The 20,443-nt window shown below is 51.7% G+C and carries 14 protein-coding genes; all 14 read left to right on the top strand.

Going from position 1 to position 20,443, the window contains the following annotated elements; all coding sequences use genetic code 11:
- Window positions 1–35 precede the first annotated feature (35 nt).
- The 14 genes from AC5SV9_RS06230 to pelA all read left to right on the top strand — a co-directional run bounded on the left by AC5SV9_RS06230 (window position 36) and on the right by pelA (window position 20,440).
- Window positions 36–1,043 carry a TRAP transporter substrate-binding protein gene (locus AC5SV9_RS06230; RefSeq protein ID WP_475147255.1) on the top strand — a complete coding sequence of 336 codons (1,008 nt, stop codon included), beginning with the start codon at window positions 36–38 and terminating at the stop codon, window positions 1,041–1,043.
- On the top strand, window positions 1,036–1,536 hold the full coding sequence (locus AC5SV9_RS06225; RefSeq protein WP_475147252.1) for a TRAP transporter small permease: 501 nt from the start codon (window positions 1,036–1,038) through the stop codon (window positions 1,534–1,536). The genes AC5SV9_RS06230 and AC5SV9_RS06225 overlap by 8 nt, the downstream gene beginning before the upstream one ends.
- Window positions 1,536–2,831 carry a TRAP transporter large permease gene (locus tag AC5SV9_RS06220; RefSeq protein ID WP_475147251.1) on the top strand — a complete coding sequence of 432 codons (1,296 nt, stop codon included), beginning with the start codon at window positions 1,536–1,538 and terminating at the stop codon, window positions 2,829–2,831. The genes AC5SV9_RS06225 and AC5SV9_RS06220 overlap by 1 nt, the downstream gene beginning before the upstream one ends.
- A gap of 26 nt (window positions 2,832–2,857) precedes the next feature.
- Window positions 2,858–3,643 (top strand): IclR family transcriptional regulator, encoded by a 786-nt coding sequence (locus AC5SV9_RS06215; RefSeq protein ID WP_134057394.1) that lies wholly within the window; start codon window positions 2,858–2,860, stop codon window positions 3,641–3,643.
- A 10-nt stretch (window positions 3,644–3,653) separates the two neighbouring features.
- Complete coding sequence (locus AC5SV9_RS06210; RefSeq protein ID WP_134057392.1) at window positions 3,654–4,688, top strand: LacI family DNA-binding transcriptional regulator; 1,035 nt, start codon at window positions 3,654–3,656, stop codon at window positions 4,686–4,688.
- A 168-nt stretch (window positions 4,689–4,856) separates the two neighbouring features.
- The gene (locus AC5SV9_RS06205) at window positions 4,857–6,302 is read left to right on the top strand and encodes a glycoside hydrolase family 28 protein (protein ID WP_475147249.1); all 1,446 of its coding nucleotides are present in this window, start codon (window positions 4,857–4,859) and stop codon (window positions 6,300–6,302) included.
- Window positions 6,303–6,500: 198 nt separating this feature from the next.
- Window positions 6,501–8,057 (top strand): UxaA family hydrolase, encoded by a 1,557-nt coding sequence (locus AC5SV9_RS06200; RefSeq protein ID WP_475147248.1) that lies wholly within the window; start codon window positions 6,501–6,503, stop codon window positions 8,055–8,057.
- A 47-nt stretch (window positions 8,058–8,104) separates the two neighbouring features.
- Window positions 8,105–9,529: a glucuronate isomerase gene (uxaC, locus tag AC5SV9_RS06195; protein WP_475147246.1), complete on the top strand. Its 1,425-nt coding sequence runs from the start codon at window positions 8,105–8,107 to the stop codon at window positions 9,527–9,529.
- 169 nt (window positions 9,530–9,698) lie between these two features.
- Complete coding sequence (locus tag AC5SV9_RS06190) at window positions 9,699–11,168, top strand: mannitol dehydrogenase family protein (RefSeq protein ID WP_475147245.1); 1,470 nt, start codon at window positions 9,699–9,701, stop codon at window positions 11,166–11,168.
- Window positions 11,168–11,824: a bifunctional 4-hydroxy-2-oxoglutarate aldolase/2-dehydro-3-deoxy-phosphogluconate aldolase gene (gene eda / locus AC5SV9_RS06185; protein ID WP_475147243.1), complete on the top strand. Its 657-nt coding sequence runs from the start codon at window positions 11,168–11,170 to the stop codon at window positions 11,822–11,824. Before AC5SV9_RS06190 ends, eda begins: the two co-directional genes overlap by 1 nt.
- An 11-nt stretch (window positions 11,825–11,835) precedes the next feature.
- Complete coding sequence (locus tag AC5SV9_RS06180) at window positions 11,836–12,792, top strand: sugar kinase (protein WP_475147241.1); 957 nt, start codon at window positions 11,836–11,838, stop codon at window positions 12,790–12,792.
- 478 nt (window positions 12,793–13,270) lie between these two features.
- Window positions 13,271–14,890: an NADP-dependent glyceraldehyde-3-phosphate dehydrogenase gene (locus AC5SV9_RS06175; RefSeq protein WP_475147239.1), complete on the top strand. Its 1,620-nt coding sequence runs from the start codon at window positions 13,271–13,273 to the stop codon at window positions 14,888–14,890.
- 160 nt (window positions 14,891–15,050) lie between these two features.
- Window positions 15,051–18,080: a TonB-dependent receptor gene (locus tag AC5SV9_RS06170; RefSeq protein WP_475147237.1), complete on the top strand. Its 3,030-nt coding sequence runs from the start codon at window positions 15,051–15,053 to the stop codon at window positions 18,078–18,080.
- Window positions 18,080–20,440, top strand: coding sequence for a pectate lyase (gene pelA / locus AC5SV9_RS06165; protein WP_475147235.1), 2,361 nt, complete (start codon window positions 18,080–18,082; stop codon window positions 20,438–20,440). The genes AC5SV9_RS06170 and pelA overlap by 1 nt, the downstream gene beginning before the upstream one ends.
- The last annotated feature ends 3 nt before the right edge of the window (window positions 20,441–20,443 follow it).

The following is a 20,443-nucleotide window of genomic DNA, read 5'->3' as shown; positions in this document are numbered from 1 at the left end:
AGACATGCCAGTCCCGCAACAGGGTAGGACGAGTTATGAGAAATTACACCCGGCAGGCATGCAGCCTGCTGCTGGTTGGCCTTGCGCTGCTTGCAGGCTGTAAGCCGCAGCAAGAGGTAACCACATTACGGCTGGCACATGCGCTGGACCAGGAACATGTGGTGCACAAAGCTATGGTGCTGATGGCTGAGCGCCTGGAGCATTATTCAAATGGAAGCATGCGCATTGAGATTTATAGCGGCGGCCAGTTAGGTAATGAACGCGAGCTGGTAGAGCTGTTGCAAATTGGCAGCCTGGCGATGACTAAAGTATCAGCCAGTTCAGTAGAAAGCTTTGTACCGCAGATGCGTGTATTCAGCGTACCGTATATTTTTAATGACAATGCCCATCTGTGGCGGGTACTAAACGGCAAAACCGGCACCGAGCTGTTAATGGCATTACAAAGCGCCCGTTTACGCGGCCTCGGCTACTACGACGCTGGCAGCCGCAGTTTTTATTCAACCAATACCGAAATTCACACCCCGGCCGATCTGCGCGGTAAAAAATTCCGTGTGCTGGCCAGCCAGACTGCAGTCAGAATGGTTGAAGAGCTGGGGGGCGCTGCGACGCCGGTAGACTGGGGCGAGCTTTATACCGCGCTGCAACAAGGTGTGGTCGATGGTGCTGAAAATAACCCGCCAAGCTTTTATCTGTCGCGCCATTATGAACTGAGCAAATACTATACGCTGGATGAACATACTTCAGTGCCTGATGTGCTGATAGTCAGCCTGCCGGTATGGCAGGGGTTAACACCACAGCAGCAACAATGGTTGCAACAGGCAGCCAACGATTCTATCGCTTATCAGCGCTCGGCCTGGCAGCAGGTATCAGACGATGCGCTGGCTGCAGTAAAAGCCGCAGGTATCCAGGTGATTTACCCGGACAAACAACCGTTTCGCGATGCGGTGGCGGATTTTCATCAGAGCCTTAAACAAACCGATATCGGGCCTTTATTGCAGCAGATTGCTGACATTGGCGCAAAGCAGGAGGCCAGCAATGACTAAAGTCGTCCATGCCGTTGATACGGTACTGAAGTGGTTTCTGGCAGCTTTGATGGCCGCGATTGTACTGGTGGTAAGCTGGCAGGTGATCTCGCGCTTTGTGCTAAATGCCCCAAGCTCCATTACCGAAGAACTGTCGCGTACCTTACTGATCTGGATTGGCATGGTCGGGGCGGCGTTTGCCTATCGCACCGGCGTGCACCTGGGGCTGGATATCGTTACGCAGAAATTCCCCAAGGCTGTACAGCGACATCTGGCGATGGTGCTGACAACCTCAGTGGTACTGTTTGCGATAGCAGTAATGGTGGTTGGCGGCGGCAATCTGGTCGCGCTGACTTACGAGCTGAATCAGATGTCAGCAGCATTAAATATCAAAATGGCATATATCTATATTGCAGTACCCTTATCGGGGGTGTTGATCGCGTTCTATGGTGTATGCCAGTTGTATTATCTGGCGGCGAATAAGCCAATGCAGCCGGTTGAGGGGATGCACTGATGGAAATGGCGATTCTGGTTTTACTGCTGGTCTTTTTTGGCTTGTTGCTACTAAACGTACCTATTTCATTTTGTATCGGCCTGGCCACGCTGGCGACGATGCTGCTAAGCGTCGATGTGATGCCGGCGGTGACTACCATGGCGCAGCGGATGGCTGGAGGTATCAACAGCTTTGCGTTGCTGGCAATACCGTTTTTTGTGCTGTCAGGTCTTATCATGGGCCGCGGCGGTATCGCCAAACGCCTGATTGAATGTGCTATGGCGCTGGTGGGAATGCTGCCAGGCGGTCTGGCATTGGTGAATGTAGTGTCCTGCATGTTTTTTGGTGCTATTTCAGGTTCAGCAGTGGCGGCAACATCGGCCATTGGCAGCTTTATGTTGCCGGAGATGAAAAAACAGGGTTACAACATTAACTACAGCGCGGCAGTTACCGCTGCAGCGGCCACAACGGGCATGCTAATCCCGCCGAGTAACATTCTGATTGTATACGCGATAGCCAGCGGCGGGGTGTCTATTGCCGCTTTGTTTATCGCCGGATATTTACCGGGTATTTTACTTGGCGTGGCACTGATGCTGGTCTGCGCTGGTTACGCCAGATTGAAAGGCTACCCGGTGGGCGCGCGTTTGCCGCTTAAACTGGTGGTGCAAAAGGTCGGTGCGGCCATCCCCAGCCTGTTTATGATTTTTCTGGTTATCGGCGGCATAGTCAGCGGCGTATTTACTGCGACAGAAGCCGGCGCTATTGCTGTGGTGTATTCGCTGGTGCTGGCAGTAGGTATTTACCGCGAAGTAAAAACCAGCGAGCTGCCAGCTATTTTAATGAAATCTGCCGAAACCACTGCCATAGTGCTGGCGCTGATTGCGACGTCATCGGCGATGTCATGGATTTTATCTTATGAGCAGATCCCACAGACTATCAGCGCAGCCATGCTGGCGCTTAGCGACAATCCTTTGCTGATTCTGTTGATGATTAACCTGATATTACTGCTGGTGGGTGCCTTTATGGATATGACGCCGGCGGTACTTATTTTTACCCCGATCTTTTTACCGGTGGCGGTCGAGCTGGGCATGAGCCCGTTGCATTTTGGCATCATGATGGTGCTTAACCTGTCTATCGGACTGGTATCACCGCCGGTTGGCAGTGTGCTGTTTGTCAGCTGTGCTATTGCCAAAACTAAGCTCGAAGCCATTATCCGGCCGTTGATGCCGTTATATCTGGCCATGTTTGTCGTGCTGATGCTGGTGACCTATGTACCGGCGATAAGTGAATGGTTACCGGCTCAGTTTGGTTTTTAACGTTAAATAAACTCAGGAGTGGTGCGATGGTAAGCTATGTGATCCCTAATCTGGCCAATGCCTGCCGTATTCTGTCACTGGTGACTGAATCGGATCAGGGCCTGAGTTTATCTGAACTGGAGCAGCGGCTGGCCGTGCCGCGCACTACAGCATTTCGCATTTTGCAAACCTTGTGTCAGGAGCAGGTGCTGGAAAAACACGGTAAACGCTATCTGGCCGGTGCCCAGTTATTCAAAATGGGGCTTAGCCTGTTAAGTTCACAGCGTCTGCAGCAACAGGCGTTACCCATGCTGCAGCAACTGGCGCTGACAACGGGTTTAACTGCTCATCTGGCCTTGCCACATGCCAAAGGGGCTTTGCTGGTAGAAGTATGCGACAGCCCGAACCCACTGCGCCTGGCTGCCCGGCCTGGCAACATCGCTGATTTTAACTGCTCTGCAGCCGGTAAAGTGTTTCTGGCATTTCATCATTTTGATCAACTACCGGCTTTGGCCGCGGCCGGCTTGTTTAAACAACGCACAGCGAACAGCATAGTTCAGCCGCAGCAACTTATAACAGAGTTGCAGCGGGTACTGGCACGCGGTTATGCTAGTGACGAAATGGAATACCACGAAGATGTGCGTTGCCTGGCTGTGCCGGTACGCAATAGTCAGGGCACTGTTGTTGCTGCGGTAGGCATTACCGGACCGTCTGCGCTGTACGCGAAAAAGACGCAAACCGATCTTATCGCCAGCGTTAAACAGACGGCCATTGATATTGCACTGAGCACTTACCGGCCGCAACTGGTCGCCAACAGTGCGCGTGGTCAATAAGATGAGAGTTATGCAAAAACAAGCCACGATAAACGATGTTGCACGGATTGCCGGCGTTTCAAAACGCACCGTTTCCCGCGTAATTAACGGCTCGCTCAGTGTTGGCGAGGCTACCCGTATCCGGGTTGAAAAAGTGATCAGTGAACTGAAGTATTCACCGAACACTCAGGCGCGTGGGCTGGCCTCAAGCCGCTCTTACTTGCTGGGATTAATTTATGATAACCCCGATGCACTGTATCTGGACGATGTACAGCGCGGGGTGCTTGAGGTGTGTTCTAACCTCGGTTACGAGCTGGTTGTTCACCCGTGTCGTTACCGCAGTGAAACCCTGGTACAGGATTGTCTGCGGTTTATGCAGCGCTCCAAGCTTGATGGCGTCATTGTGCTGCCGCCGGTATCTGAATCAGAGTTGCTGGCGCAGGCACTGAAAGAGTCTGGCAGCCCTTATGTACGTTTAAGCTCAGTAGCATTGGATGAAGCCAAACATATTGTCGTGTCAGACGATCGCGCTGCAGCGGCCGAAATGGCACGCTATTTTGCCCAGTTGGGTCATGAGCATATTGCTTTTATCAGTGGTCCGCAGCGCTATAAATCGTCAACCGAGCGGATGGAAGGTTTTCAGCTTGGTTTATCGGCCTACGGCATAAAAATTCGTCCCGACTGGATAGTAGAAGGCAATAACACCTACGAGACCGGTATCGAATGTGCGCGTCAGTTATTGCAGGGGCAGGATATTCCCACCGCCATCTTCGCCAATAACGACCAAATGGCTGCAGGCGTATTAAAAGTGGCACACAGTTTAGGCATTAAAGTGCCAGAGCAGTTATCGGTAGCAGGCTTTGACGATAACATGCTGGCCTCGAGGGTTATCCCGGCGCTGACAACGATTAAAAGGCCAGTGCGGCAAATGGCACTGCTGGCCACCAGTAAAATGATCATGTCGATAGAAAACAACGACAAAGCAGCCAGCAATGTAGCGGCTAAAGTGGCACCAACACTGGTTGTGCGTGAATCTACCGCCAGAATCAATATCACCGATAGTTAAGCAGACATCACACTAACGCCACTGTGGTGTTTTTTTTGCTACCGCTGGCAAAAAAAATGTCCAATTGCTTGCCACCGGTGGCAAATTGGTTATTATAGTAACAGTTAACAGCAATAAGCTGGTGTTAATCTCAAATAAAACGCAATGGCACAGAAGCCGGGGAGACGTATGACAGACACGCTGAAACGACAACATTTAAAAACCCTGAGCCTGGCCAGTGCCGGCCTTTCGTTGTGGTCATTAAATGGCTGTTCGACAGCGTCTGTGATGAGCACTGCAGACAGTGATGCGGCAGATAACATCTTATGGCAGCAGGCAGATAACATCATTGCCAGCATAGCGCCAACCCAATTTGCAAAGCGTGATTTTGTTATTACCGCTTATGGCGCCAAAGCGCAGCCGAATTATGACAGCAGCGCGGCTATAACTGCCGCTATTGCCGCTTGTGCCGAAGCCGGTGGAGGCCGGGTTGTGGTACCCGCCGGGCGTTTTAACAGCGGGCCTGTACATTTAAAGTCGAATGTAAACCTGCACCTGCAAAAAGATGCGGTGTTATCGTTTTATGCTGAGCCAGAGCGTTATCTGCCAGCCGTACACACCCGTTGGGAAGGTGTCGAGCTGATGGGCTACTCGCCGCTGATTTATGCCTTTGAGCAGGAAAACATCGCTGTGACAGGTGAAGGCATCCTCGAAGGCAACGGCAGTAATACCCAGTGGTGGCCGTGGAAAGGTAAGTGGAAACACACGCCGTGGCAGTTAGATGCGGCAACAGACCAAAGCAACACCCGTGACCCGTTATTTGCTATGGCAGAGCAGGGTGTACCGGTAGCTCAGCGGGTATTTGAGCAAAACTTTTTGCGCCCGCCGTTTATTCAGCCGTACCGGTGTAAACGGGTGCTGATTGAAGGCGTGACGATACGTAACTCACCGTTCTGGCTGATTAACCCTGTGCTGTCTGATGATGTGATAGTTCGCGGCGTAAACTGTGTCAGCTTCGGCCCCAACTCAGATGGCTGTGACCCGGAGTCTTGCAACCGGGTGCTGATTGAAAACTGTTTATTCGACACCGGTGACGACTGTATTGCACTGAAATCGGGCCGTAATAACGACGGCCGCCGTTTAGCAACGCCAATTCAGAACGTGGTGATCCAGGACTGTGTTATGCGCGCCGGCCACGGCGGCGTGGTGCTTGGCAGTGAAATTTCCGGCGGGGCACGCAATATTTTTGCCCGTCGTTGCCGTATGAGCAGCCCGGATTTACAGCGCGGCATCCGTATTAAAACCAACTCGGTGCGTGGGGGTTTAATTGAGAATATCGCTATCCGCGATATTGATATCGGTGAAGTAAAAGACGCGATAGTGATTAACTTCTTCTACGAAGAAGGTGATGCCGGCTCACATTTGCCGCAGGTAAAAGATCTGCATATCAGCCATTTAACGGTACACAAAGCCGAGCGTGCCTTTTTGCTGCGGGGCTTTGAGCGGGCACCGATAAGCGGTGTCAGCCTGCATCACGTTGAGTTTAAGCAAGCCGCCAGTGTCGGTGTACTGGAGAATGTGGCGAAGATTGACCAGGTAGATATAACCCTGAATGGCGAGGTATTAACGCTATGAGTGCGGCTGCAGCTGCTGGGGCGAAGACCGGTTTGCCCACACCAACACGCCGTGAATACATCCCTGTAGGCTCGATTCCGGCATCCATGCCGTCAACGGTTGGTTTAGGGCAAGCCGGTTTCCACCTGCGTAGCGCCCTAACATCGAATTTATCAAACCCGGTTTGCCACCGCTAGACAAGGGGCAGGAAGGTTAACTATGAGCACAGAACAGAAACCAGGCTGTAGCACAATATTAGATGCACCAGCCGATATTGGTGAGCAGCTGCAGGTACTGCAGGTGCACCCACGCGATAACGTCGTGGTGGCATTGCAACCTTTGCTACAGGGCGCGCCATTGCCGGAACCTTTTGCGGCAGTAACGGCATTACAGGCGGTTCCTGCCGGGCACAAAGTGGCTCTTACCGACATCGCCAAAGGCGACGCAGTAGTGAAGTATGGTTTCGCCATTGGCGCCGCAACCTGCGATATCAAAGCCGGCGAGCATATTCACTCGCATAACCTGGCAACGAAGCTAAGCGGCCAGATTGATTACCGCTATGACGGTTGTCAGGCGCAGCCGCTGGCGTTTCCATCAGGCTTGCCGACCGAATTTATGGGTTACCGCCGTGCCAACGGCAAAGTGGGCACCCGCAATGAGCTGTGGATCATTAATACCGTAGGCTGCGTTAACCGTGCCGCTATGCGGGTAGCCGAGCAGGCTCGCAAACTGTATAGCAATGATATCGACGGTATTTATGCCTTTACCCACCCGTTTGGCTGCTCGCAACTGGGCGATGATTTAGATCACACCCGCCGTTTACTGGCCGGCCTTATTCAGCACCCGAATGCCGGTGGCGCACTGGTAATGGGCCTGGGCTGCGAAAATAACCAGTTAAGTAAGCTTCTGGCTGCCAGCCCCGGTGTCGACCTGAACCGTATCCGCTCGTTTAATGCGCAGCAGGTAGAAGATGAAATTGAGCAGGGGCTGGACGCGGTTGCTGAGCTGGTAACACAAATGCGCCAGGATAAGCGCAGCCTGTGCCCGGTGTCTGATTTAGTGGTTGGTATGAAATGCGGCGGTTCTGATGGTTTAAGCGGCTTAACCGCTAACCCGCTGGTCGGGCGTATAGCCGATTTAGTGGCAGCCGCAAACGGCAAAGTGGTGCTGACAGAAACACCGGAGATGTTTGGTGCTGAGCAGGTGTTTATGGCCCGCGCCAAAGATGAAACCGTGTTTGACGACATTGTTGGCCTGGTGAACGATTTTAAACAGTACTTTATCGATAACAAACAGCCGGTGTATGAAAACCCCAGTCCGGGTAACAAAGACGGCGGTTTAACCACACTGGAAGAAAAATCACTCGGTGCTATTCAAAAAGGTGGCTCGGCGGTGGTGAATCAGGTGATCCGCTACGGTGATACTGCCAGCCAAAGCGGCCTGACGCTGCTGGAAGGCCCGGGTAATGATGCTGTGTCATCTACTGCGCTGACTGCTGCCGGCGCTACGTTACTGCTATTTACCACCGGACGCGGCACACCGCTTGGCTTTCCGGCACCGACGGTGAAAATTTCGTCAAACTCGTCACTGGCGGCCCGCAAGCCCCAATGGATAGATTTCGACGCCGGTGGCTTGCTGAAAAAAGGCCAGGATGCGCAGCAGTTCAGTCATGACTTTTTCCGTTATCTGATTGACGTGGCATCAGGTAAAGCGACACGTAATGAAGTGTCGGACAACCGTGAAATTGCGATCTGGAAAAACGGCGTCACGCTGTAAACGCTGAATTTATTGAATTTAACAACTTTAAGAAACAGGACATCAATATGGCACAAAGTCGTCGCTTAGAACTGCACCCGGACCGGTTATTTCCGTCTGATCCTGTGGTGCGCGATATCGCCCGGCGTTTATATCAGCAAATTAAAGACTTGCCGATAGTCAGCCCGCATGGCCATACCGACCCACGTTGGTTCGCTGAAGACGCCAACTGGGATAACGCCACTGCGCTGTTACTGCTGCCGGATCACTACGTGTTTCGCATGTTGTACAGCCAGGGTATCAAGCTCGAAGAGTTAGGTATCCGCCGTAAAGACGGCGCTGTGGTGGAAAGCGATTACCGCAAAATATTCCATATTTTCGCTAAACACTATTACCTGTTTCGCGGCACGCCATCGCGCATCTGGCTGGACACAGTGTTTCACGATGTATTCGGTTTAACCGAAACCCTGTGCGAAGAAACCGCTGATCATTACTACGACAGTATTAACGCGCAGTTGGCAAAGCCTGAATTTAAACCGCGTGCTTTACTGCAGCGTTTTAATATCGAGCTTATCGCCACTACCGAAGGCGCGCTGAACGATTTAAAACACCATGCCAAATTAAAAGGCACAGGCTTTGAAACCCGGGTTATTACCACCTTCCGCCCCGATGATGTGGTCGATGCTGACCGGGCTGATTTTGCGGCTAATGTCGCCAAACTGGGCGAGATTACCGGTGAAGATACGCAAAGCTGGCAAGGTTACCTGGCGGCGCTGCGTAAACGCCGTGCAGTGTTCCGTGAGCACGGCGCAACGGCAACAGATCATGGCCACCCAACGGCACTGACCGCTGATTTACCGATGAAAGAAGCCGCAGCGTTATTTCAGCGCTGTTTAAGTGGTAAAGCCAGCAGAGCCGATACCGAGTTGTTCCGCGGCCAGATGCTGACCGAAATGGCTGGCATGAGCCTGGAAGATGGCATGACCATGCAAATTCACCCCGGCGCGCACCGCAACCACAACAAGATTATTTTCGACCGTTTTGGTGCGGATAAAGGCGCGGATATCCCAAGCCCGACCGAATATGTACAGGCGCTAAAACCGCTGCTACAGAAATACGGCAACGAAGCCAGCCTGAATATTATTCTGTTTACGCTGGATGAAACCACCTATGCCCGCGAGCTGGCACCATTGGCCGGCCATTACCCAGCGTTGAAGCTGGGCCCGGCCTGGTGGTTCCACGACAGCCCGGAAGGCATGTTGCGCTTTCGCCATCAGGTAACGGAAACGGCCGGTTTTTATAACACTGTGGGCTTTAACGATGACACCCGTGCTTTCCTGTCGATCCCGGCCCGGCACGACGTGGCACGGCGTATCGACTGCCGCTTCCTGGCAGGTTTAGTCGCTGAACACCGTTTAACCGAAGAAGAAGCCGGCGAGCTGGCGTATGAGCTGACGTACGGTCTGGTAAAGAAAGCGTATCAGCTAAAGTAACGTGCTTGGTAGGTAATTTCATCAATATCACAAGCGCAGCTCAGTAACAGCTAAACAAAGCGTCTGCCGCATGGAAGCGGCAGAGGAGCTCCCACGGAAGGGTTCACAGCGTCTTTGTGTGTTGTTACTGAGCGAAGCCAGAACAGCATAAATTGGATAATCGCATTTTATGGCACAACTAAATAATCAAACACTGCCAGCATTAGACGGCAAATTGCCGCTACCGGCTTACCGGTTGGCAGAGCACAAACCTAAAATCGGCATTGTACATTTAGGCCCCGGCGCTTTTTTCCGCGGCCATCAGGCCTGGTACACCGAACAGGCGCTGCAATATGGTGGCGACTGGGCGATAAGTGCCGTATCTATGCGATCGCCCGACGTCAGCCAGGCGCTGACCCCGCAGGATGGCCTGTATACGCTGGCGGTGCTGGACGCAGTCCAAAGCTATCAGGTGATAGGTGCAGTACAGGAAGTGCTTATTGCCAGCGAACAATACCCACAAGTACTGGCGCGTTTAACGGCTGCCAGCACTAAATACGTTACCATGACCATTACCGAAAAAGGCTATTGCCTAAATGGCAGTGGTCAGCTCGACTTAGCCCATACGCAGATACAGCAAGACTTAACAGGAAACCAGCAACCGGTTACCGCTATTGGTTTATTGTTTACTGCACTGGCGGCGCGGTTTCAGGCCAATATCGCACCGTTTTGCGTGATAAGCTGCGACAACCTGACCGACAACGGCCATAAACTGCGTAGCGCGCTGATCGCATTTGCAGAGCAAAAAGACCCGACTATCGCAAACTGGTTAAGCCAGCAACTGATTAGCCCCTGTACCATGGTCGACAGCATTACCCCGGCAACAGATGATGCAATTAAAGCACAGGTAGCAGAGGTGCTGGGCGTAACGGATAACTGGCCTATCAAGCGCGAAGCTTTTGTGCAGTGGGTGATAGAAGACATTTTACCGGCCGACCGGCCAGCCTGGCAGCAAGCCGGTGTGATTTATGCGCAGGACGTCAGTGCTTTTGAAAAAGCCAAACTGCGGCTGTTAAATGCGCCGCATTCCACGCTGGCTTATGTTGGCAGTTTGCTTGGCTATGAAACCGTATTTGATGCCATGCAGGATAAGGTGCTAACGCAGTTTATTCAGCAAATGATAGGCGATGAGCTGATGCCGTCATTCACACCACCGGCTGAGTTGGATGTTCAGCAGTACAGCAACGATATATTAGCGCGGTTTCGTAACCCGGCCATCCGGCATTTGCTGGCGCAAATTGCCTGGGATGGCTCACAAAAATTGCCAATGCGCGTTCTGCCAGCCATTCGCGACAACCTGGCTGCGGGTAAGCCTGTCGATAAACTGGCGTTTGCCATTGCCGCCTGGTGCCGTTTTATTGTGAAGCGTTATAAAGATAACGAAAAACTGGTCGACCCTCTGGCTGAGCCTTTACTTGCCGTTGCTGCCCAGTGTACCGGCCAGGCCGATACCGATGTGGCGCTGTTTCTGGCGGTTGATGCTGTATTCCCGGCCGAACTGAGCCTGAATAAGACTTTTTTCCCGGCAGTGCGCGCTGCCTATCAACAATTAGTTACCGGGCCGGCTGCTGCGCTGGCCGCTTTTGCAGGAGAAGCCTGATGTCGTCTTTACCCCCGTTATTGTCATCTGTGATCAGGGGCCCGGCTCTATTACCCATTATTCAGGCAGATACACCCGAAGAAGCCGTCGCGATTGCCAAAGCCCTGGCCGATGGCGGTGTCGGCTCAGTTGAAGTGGTGCTGCGCACCCACCAGGCACTTGCCGCAGTGACCGCTATCCGTAGCGCGTTGCCTGATTTGCTGGTCGGTGCCGGTACTGTGTTGTCCGCCGCTGATGCTAAAGCCTGTAAAGATGCCGGTGCCCAGTTTCTGGTTAGCCCGGCCAGCACGCCCCAATTGTTAGAGGCAATGATCGCAACCGGTTTGCCATTTGCGCCTGGGGTAGCAACGCCGTCTGAAATTGCCATGGCCTATGAGTACGGCCTGACTGAAGTGAAGTTTTTCCCGGCGCATTTGTCCGGCGGTATCGAAATGTTAAAAGCGCTGCGCGGTGTGTTTCAGCAGGTACGGTTTTGCCCAACCGGCGGTATTGGCCAGCATAACCTGGCCGATTTTTTAGCGCTGCCTAACGTGTTTGTTGCTGGCGGTTCATGGTTAACTCCGGCTAATCTGGTGAAAACCCAGCAATGGGGCCAAATAAGCGAGCTGGCCCGCGCCGCAAGCGCTATCGCCCGCCAGCTTAAAACCGCAGCTTAAGGAGCAGCAGCATGAGCAAACGTATTGTCATTATGGGCGAGTGCATGGTCGAGTTATATCAGCTGGTCGATAACGTTTATCACCAGAACTTTGCCGGTGATGTATTCAACACAGCCGTGTACTTAAAACGAACCAGCGAAGTGCCAGTTGATGTGCAGTTTTTCACCGCCGTAGGTACTGACCTTATCAGCGATAAGCTGGTGCGTGCAGTAGAGCGGGAGAAAATTGACACCAGCCTGATGCTGCGCACCAAAACGGCCCGGCCGGGCTTGTACATGATCAATACCGATGCTTTTGGTGAGCGCAGTTTTGTTTACTGGCGCGATAGCTCTTCGGCTAAGCAAACGCTGCAGTGCTTTAATCAGCAGCTGGATTTTTCTGCGCTGCAAGGCTGCGACATGTTTTATTTCTCTGGTATCACGCTGGCGATTTTATCTGATAGTGACCGGGCTCAGTTGTTTGAGTTGGTGCAGCAGTTAAAAGCCAGCGGCAGCCAGATAGTATTCGACCCGAATTACCGCCCGGCATTGTGGCCGCATGCTGATAATGCCAAGGCAGCCTTTATTCAGGCTTATAGCTTGGCCGACGTAGCGTTGCCGGGGCTGGATGATCACAAAGTTCTGTTTGGTGCCCAGACCACCAATGATGTGGTTGAGCAGCTCGTTGAGCTGGGTGTAGCAGAAATCATCGTTAAAGATGGCAAAAACGGTATCAATGGACGCTACCAGCAAAAAAGCTTTACTGCTCAGGCACATGCTGTGAAGAAGGTGGTAGATACCACCGCTGCCGGTGATTCCTTTAACGGGGGCTACTTAGCTGCACGTTTAGGCGGTATAGCACCGCAGCATGCAGTGAAGTTCGCTGCGCGTCTGGCAGGGTTTGTGGTTGAGCATACCGGCGCAATCGTCAGTAAAGATCATTTTAATGGCTTTTGGGCGCAAAACCGGCCGTCGGTATTTGCAAAGTAAACAGCGTTGCTGGTTAGGGCTTGTGGCTTCGGTCCGAACCGGTTTGCTCACACTGACACGCCGTGAATACGTCCCTGTAGGCTCGTTTCCGCCCGTCCAGGGCTCCAACGGTCAGCTTAGAGCAAATCGGTTCTGACTTTCGTTAACGCCGCTAGCCCAAAGCAAAACGGATGATTGATGAGTCACTGAAATATCCAAGCGAAGCAGTTAAGGGTATAGCAAAGCGTCTGCCGCAAGGATGCAGCAGAGACAAATTCGTTGGGAACGAATTTGCATGGCGTAGCCACCCGAAGGGCAAATTGCAGGAAGCAGTTTATAAGTCTACAGGGACGTATTTACGACGTCTTTGCGCTCCCTTAACTGTGAAGCCTGCAACGATATGTAGCAAGAATAACAAGATCCGGCCTAAGCCGGGCAAGCGTCGCATCTGACCCTGACTAACAACCAAGGCAATTAATTGTTAGCAAAGGAGTAAGGCATGAGTTTAGTAAGCGTTTTTCCGCGAGCGGCGGATATTCCGGCACAGTTTGCCCATAACGCCGTTATTACCCAGCGGGAATACCTGTTAAATGGCGAGTTAGTAAAGTGGCGTGGCGAGCTAAGCCAGGTTGTCAGCCCGGTGTATCTGCGCAGTGACCACAGCGATGAATTACAGCAAGTGGTACTCGGGCATACCCCGCTGCTGGATGCGGATACTGCATTAAAAGCACTCGACAGTGCCGTTAAAGCCTATGATTTAGGCCGCGGTGCCTGGCCAACGATGGCGGTGCTGGAACGTATTCAACACGTCGAAACCTTTCTGGGCTTGATGCAACAACAGCGTGATGAAGTTATTCGTCTACTGATGTGGGAAATCGGCAAAACCTACCCCGATGCGGCTAAAGAGTTTGATCGTACCTGCGACTATATCCGCGATACCATCGACGCATTAAAGCAGCAAGACCGTGACGCCAGCCATTTTATTATTGAACAGGGCAGCCTGGGTAAAATCCGCCGTGTGCCGGTTGGTGTGGCGCTGTGTATGGGCCCGTTTAATTACCCGCTAAATGAAACCTTTACCACGTTAATACCAGCGCTGATCATGGGGAACACCGTGATTTTTAAACCGGCTAAATACGGCGTGCTGCTTATTCAGCCGCTGCTGCAGGCGTTTTTGCAAAGCTTTCCGCCGGGCGTCATTAACATCATTTATGGCCGCGGCCGCGAAACGGTGGGCGTATTGATGGAAAGCGGCAAAATCGACTTATTTGCCTTTATCGGTACTAATAAAGGTGCCAGTGATTTAAAACGCATGCACCCCAAACCGCATCGCTTACGCGCTGTACTGGGGCTGGATGCGAAAAACCCGGCCATTATTCTGCCTGACGCCGATATGGCGCGCACGGTAAAAGAGTGCGTAGCCGGTAGCTTGTCTTTTAACGGCCAGCGCTGTACCGCGCTTAAAATTTTGTTTGTGCATCAAAGCCGCGCGGCTGAGCTGGTCGATAAATTATCAACCGCCATCAGCGAACTGAAAGCGGGTATGCCGTGGCAAGACGGTGTGGCGATAACCCCGCTGCCGGAGCCGGGTAAAACCGCATTTTTAACTGAGCTGCTACAGGATGCCTTAGATAAAGGCGCCAAACTGCAAAACCCCGGCGCTGGTGAAACTGCTGCATCGCTGTTTATGCCGGCGCTGTTGTATCCGGTAAACAGCAGTATGCGCCTTTACAGTGAAGAGCAATTTGGCCCTTTGGTGCCAGTGGTACCGTATGATGATGTCAACGATGTCATCGATTATGTGGTGAACTCTAACTTTGGTCAGCAGCTGAGTATTTTTGGCCAAGATGCGCAGCAGGTGGGTGAGCTGGTAGATATTTTTGCTAACCAGGTTGGCCGCATTAATATTAACAGCCAGTGCCAGCGTGGGCCGGATAGCTTTCCGTTTAACGGCCGCAAAGATTCTGCCGAAGGCACCTTGTCGGTGGTGGATGCGCTACGGCAATTTTCTACGCCAACACTGGTGGCGGCGAAGTATCAGCAGGGCGATATAGATTTTGTGAAGCAGATGGTCAAAAGCCGCAGCTCGCACTTTTTATCAACGGACTTTTTGTTTTGATGCGTTACAGGATTTTAGTTAGCCGCATCCCGGCTATTTAAATTATTTAAAATTTACCTGCTTTTGCTACCGGTGGCATTGGCGGGTTAGCAGTTGTCAGACTGGGACCTTGCCAGGCACACCGGAGTCACTTAAACAATAAAAAAGGACAACAGGGTATATGAATAAAGTCGTTAAACATCACAAGCTGGCTGCTGCTGTTATGCTGGCATTATCTCCGACGTTTACTTTAGCACTGCCGTCAGGTGCTGCAGCGCAGGAAGCAGAAACACAAACTGCAACTAAAACAGATGATATTGAGATTATTGAAGTTTCTGGTTTCAGGGGTAGTTTAAATGTGGCGCTGATGGCTAAGCGCGATGCGGTAGGTTCCAAAGAGGTAATATTGGCAGAGGATTTAGGCAAGTTCCCCGATTTAAACGTGGCTGACAGCCTTGCGCGGGTACCCGGTATTGCCATTGAACAAGATGCCGGTGAAGGACGGCAAATAAGTTTACGTGGCCTGGGCGCTACTTTCGTTAAAACCACGATTAATGGTATGGAATCAGCGTCTGCCGGTGCCGCTACCGATGCTGCCGGTGGTTCTAACAAAAGCAGGGCTTTTGACTTTAACGTTTTTGCCTCAGAGCTGTTTACCCAAATTGATATCAATAAAACCCTGTCGGCAGAATTAGAAGATGGTGGTATTTCCGGTAATGTAAATTTGCAAACGGCGCGGCCATTTCAATATCAGGATACTAAGTTTGCCTACAACCTGAACGCCCGATACAACGATGTAGCAGAAGAGGTGACGCCACGCGCTTCGTTAATGTTTAGCCAAAACTGGGACAATAAGTTTGGTGTGCTGGTTTCTGCGGCTTATTCAGAAGGCCTGGTACAAAGTGAAGGTGTAACAACCGGTCGCTGGACGGTTAACAACCCTGCGTGGGCTGTTGATGGCAGCGAAAATAAACTTACTGCCGCTCCTGTTACCCAGCTGTTACCTAAAGGTGTGTATACCAATGAAAATATGGAAGGGCTTTGGCTGCCGAGATTGCCGCGTTACTCTATTTTTAATAAGCAGCAAGAGCGCTTGGGTATTACTGCGGCGTTTCAATACCGACCTATAGATGATTTAACACTGAACTTCGATGTGCTGTATGCCGCGTTGGATAATACAATGGATGAATTCCAGTATTCAGCCTTGATCCGCAATAACGTATCGAGCCAAACGGACATATACGCGGAAAACCTGATCGTAGATGGTAATAATACGATTGTCGCAGGTACCTTTTCCGGTGTACCTATCCGCTCAGAAGCGCGGCAGGACGTATCAAACTCTACCTTTAAGCAATTTACGCTAAGTGGTGATTGGTATCTGAATGATCGGCTAAAGGTGAACTTTCTGCTTGGCATGGGAAAGTCTGATCTGGATATTCCTTATCAGCGCACCTTTGCGCTGGACAGTTTCGACTCTACCTTTGCTTATAGCTACGACAGTGCTATCGACCCGATAAGCTTGATTGGCCAAAGTGGCACAGCAATTGGTAGTGGTAGCATGAATGTAAATATGCCGGCTTTTGCTTTTGCCCCGGCTCAGGCCTTTGGAAGTAGCTATAGCAAGGCAGAGTTAGAGCAATTGATGCTAAACCCTGATTTATACAGCTTAGGTTTAGTGCGTAACCGCAGCCAGCAAATTGGCAGTGAGAATAAGAATGTGTCACTGCATTTTACTTATGAGCTGAATGAGCAATACACCGTAAAGTGGGGCCTGAATCACCGAACTTTTAATACTGCTAATGTTCAGCGTGATAATGGTTGGCGCACACTGAATACGGAAACCAACCGCACCAGCGGAGAAATTGCCGAGGTAATGGTGCAACAGCTTGATGCCAGCCGCACAGCAGGAAATCTTTATGCGCTAACCTTATCGCAAGCCGGGCAGTATTTTGGTAATGCCGCCTCAGTGCCTGCTAATTCTACGTTATCTGCCGGCAGTTGGTTAACCACCGACTATGGCAAAGTGTATAACGCTTTTAGCAATGAAGCGTTTTTTGTAGCCAAAGAGCGCTATAACAGTACCTATGATATTGAAGAGCGGGTTAACGGTGCTTACCTGCAATTGGATTTCCGTTTAGAACTGGCAGGGCGCGAGCTGCGCGGAAATATCGGTGGCCGTTACCTGGATAATAAAAACACCTCCGGCATTATTAACCTTGATCATATTTATGCTGATGGCTACACCGCAGGCCGTGGCGAAGGGGTTAACTTTGCGGGCGGCTATGACTGGCGTTATACGGTAAGTGAAGGCAAGGACTTCCTGCCAAGTTTGAACTTAGCCTATGACATTACTGATGACCTGGTAGGGCGTTTTAGCTTATCTAAAGCCATTACCCGGCCACCATTAAGTGATCTGGCCTCAGCCATTAAAGTCACCCGTCCAAGCAGCGCCAATAATGATACCGCAACGATACAATTAGGTGCGGGGCCAACGTTGCGGCCTTATGAGGCGGATCAGCTTGATCTGGGCTTGGAATGGTATTTCGACGACGAAGCACTACTGGCTGTAGCCTTCTTCTATAAGGATATGACTGGCCTGAGCAGGGGTACGCGACAAGAAGTGCTGAGTGCACAACAACTGGCGCAATTAGGTATCGACATTGGTGACAGAGATCCGGCTACTGTGACCTGGGATGTATCACAACTGATTAATACACCGGGTGAAACCGTAAAAGGTTTAGAGTTTATTTATCAACAGCCTTTTACCATGTTACCGGAACCTTTTAATCGCTTTGGTCTGCAAACTAACCTGACGCTGATTGATTATGAGCAAGATGTAACGGACCCGCTTAGCCGCGAGCAAGTGACACTAATGGCTGAGGAAACGTCAAAACGTACTTACAATGCTACCTTGTACTATGAGTACGAGAAATTCAGTGCCCGTTTTTCGTATAATTTCCGCGAGCGTTATATCAAAGAGTATTTGAATAAGTACCGTGATGAAGGTTTATTTGGTCGCGGTATTGATGATAAAGCTCAGCTGAATTTTTCTGCCCGTTATAAATTCAGTGAGACCCTGTCGTTCAGCTTTGAAGCCATTAACCTGACTAACGCTGCCAATACCCAATGGAGCGATGTATATACCCCGCGGCCTTATGAGTATTTACTTACAGGACGACAATACTTACTCGGTGTACGGGGTTCTTTCTGATGTCAGGCACATACGCTCAGATTGGCAGTTTGCTGCTCTGCTTGTGTGTGCTGCCGTGGTCGCCCGTCCGGGCGGCCAGTTATTGGCAGGGGCAAGATTTGCCCCTGGTCTGGCAACAATATATGCAGCAATCGGCTGAGTTAATGCAGCACGACAAGCAGCAGCTGCAGTTTGAACTGCAGCAAAGCAGCCAATCAGCGCTGCTTAGTGCAATAAAACATCACGACTTTGGTTTAACTGGCATCAGCACAGAGCTTGAAGCAGAAGCAGTGCTGAGCTTTCAAACCCCGTCTGGCGGCTGGAGCAAGCGCACTGATATGCGGATTGCCAGGCAAGCAGGCCAGCATTTCGGCTCAGAGCCGGACTACGTGCCTACCTTTGATAACGATGCCACCAGCACGCAGTTGCAGTGGCTGGCTGATTACTACCCAGATGCATCAGAGGCGTTGCGGCAAAGGATAACAGCGGCTATTGAGCGTGGCATTACGCTGGTGTTAAAGGCTCAGTACCCCAATGGCGGTTTTGCCCAGTCGTATCCATTGCGTGGCGGTTATCACGATGCCATAACGCTGAATGATGATGCTATGTATCAGCTGATGACGCTGCTTTGGCAAGTTGCGCATGATAAGCGGTTTGCCATGGTAACCGATAGCAGCAAGCAGGCAGCAAAGGCAGCTTTTTACCGCGCGGTTGATTGGCTACTGGCAAATCAGGTGCAGGTGAAAGGGCAGCTAAGCGTGTGGGGCGCGCAGCACCATCCGCTAAACGGCGGGCCGGTAGCCGCGCGAAAATTTGAGCAGGCGTCGCTGGTTAGTTCTGAAAGCGCTAAGTTACTCTTGTTGATGCTGCAAACGGTGCCGGATTATCCGGGGGTAGCCCCCAGCCTGGCAGCTGGCGCGCACTGGCTGCGGCAACATCAGATCAACGGAAAAATCCGCTACCGGGACGAGCAAGGCTATTTGTCACTGAAAGACAGCCCGGGCAGCGTGATTTGGTCGCGTTTCTATGATTTACAAAGCGGCGAAGCGGTATTTTTTGACCGTGACGGCCAAACGTACCCGGATGTCAGCCGGTTGTCGCTGGAGCGTCAGCGTGGTTATGGCTGGTATCAGAGTGTCGCAGCAGACTTTCTTCAGGCTTATGCAGCCTGGCTCAGCTCTGGTAAGCATTGCCGCAATTTCGGCCTGGACACCGCAGGTGGTCAAGGCGGGGCCGTGCTGAAAGTGACCAACCTTAACCGTAGCGGGCCGGGTTCGCTGGCAGCAGCACTGGCAACAACCGGCCCGCGCATTATTGTGTTTGAGGTGGCAGGGGTTATCGATCTTGAGCGCTCGAACCTGAGCATAGAGCAGCCCTTTGTTACTATTGCCGGTGAAACTGCACCGGCCCCCGGCATTACCTTAATTAAAGGCGGGCTGCGTATTGTCAGCCATGATGTGATAGTGCGGCATTTGCACATTCGCCCCGGTGACGCCGGCCTTGATAAACGCGCTGGCTGGGATACCGACGGCATAGCGGTAACAGGCAAAGATGCCTGCAATGTGCTGGTTGAGCACAACTCAGTCAGCTGGGCAACAGATGAGCTGGTGTCAGCCTCAGGGCCACGTGATCAAGGCCCGTCAGCAACGGCTAAGCATGTGACATTCCGTAACAATATTCTGGCCGAAGCGCTCGACTACGCTACCCATATTAAAGGTAAACACAGCAAAGGCGCGCTGGTGCATGATAATGTGCAGCAGGTAGCGTTTATCGGTAACCTGTTTGTCAGTAATGACAGACGCAACCCTTATTTCAAAGCCTTCAGCACAGGTGTTGTGGTTAATAATCTGATTATCAATGCCGGTAACGCGGCGGTGCAGTTGGGGCTTGTTGAACGCGAATGGCTAAACAGTGCTATCAAACCGCAAAATCCTCGGGTTGCGGTGGTCGGCAATGTGCTGCGTTATGGTCTGGATTCGTACTCTGATTTAGCGCTGGTGTCTGACCGTGGCGATGCTTATATCTCAGATAATCTGACGTTTAACCTGCGTCAGCAGCCGATGTATGACACCCAGGGCGTTATTCATTTGCTGAAATCGCCACCGGTATGGCCGCAAGGTTTAATTGCAACAACGGCAGGTGCAACTGAAGCGCGGGTATTAAACCAGGCCGGTGCCAGATATTGGCAGCGCGACAGCATAGATCAGCGTATTTTGCAGCAGGCGCAGGACGGTAACAGCCGCATCATCGACAGTCAGCAGCAGGTTGGCGGATATCCACGTATTACGCCTGTGCAGCGCTCGCTTAATATTCCCGATAACAATATTGATAGCTGGCTCAGAGGTTTTATCCCTGAAAGCCGCCAGATAACGGAGCCTTGAACT

Source organism: Rheinheimera sp. ATLC3, from assembly GCF_059429535.1.
This window is presented reverse-complemented; position numbering and strand designations above follow the sequence as displayed.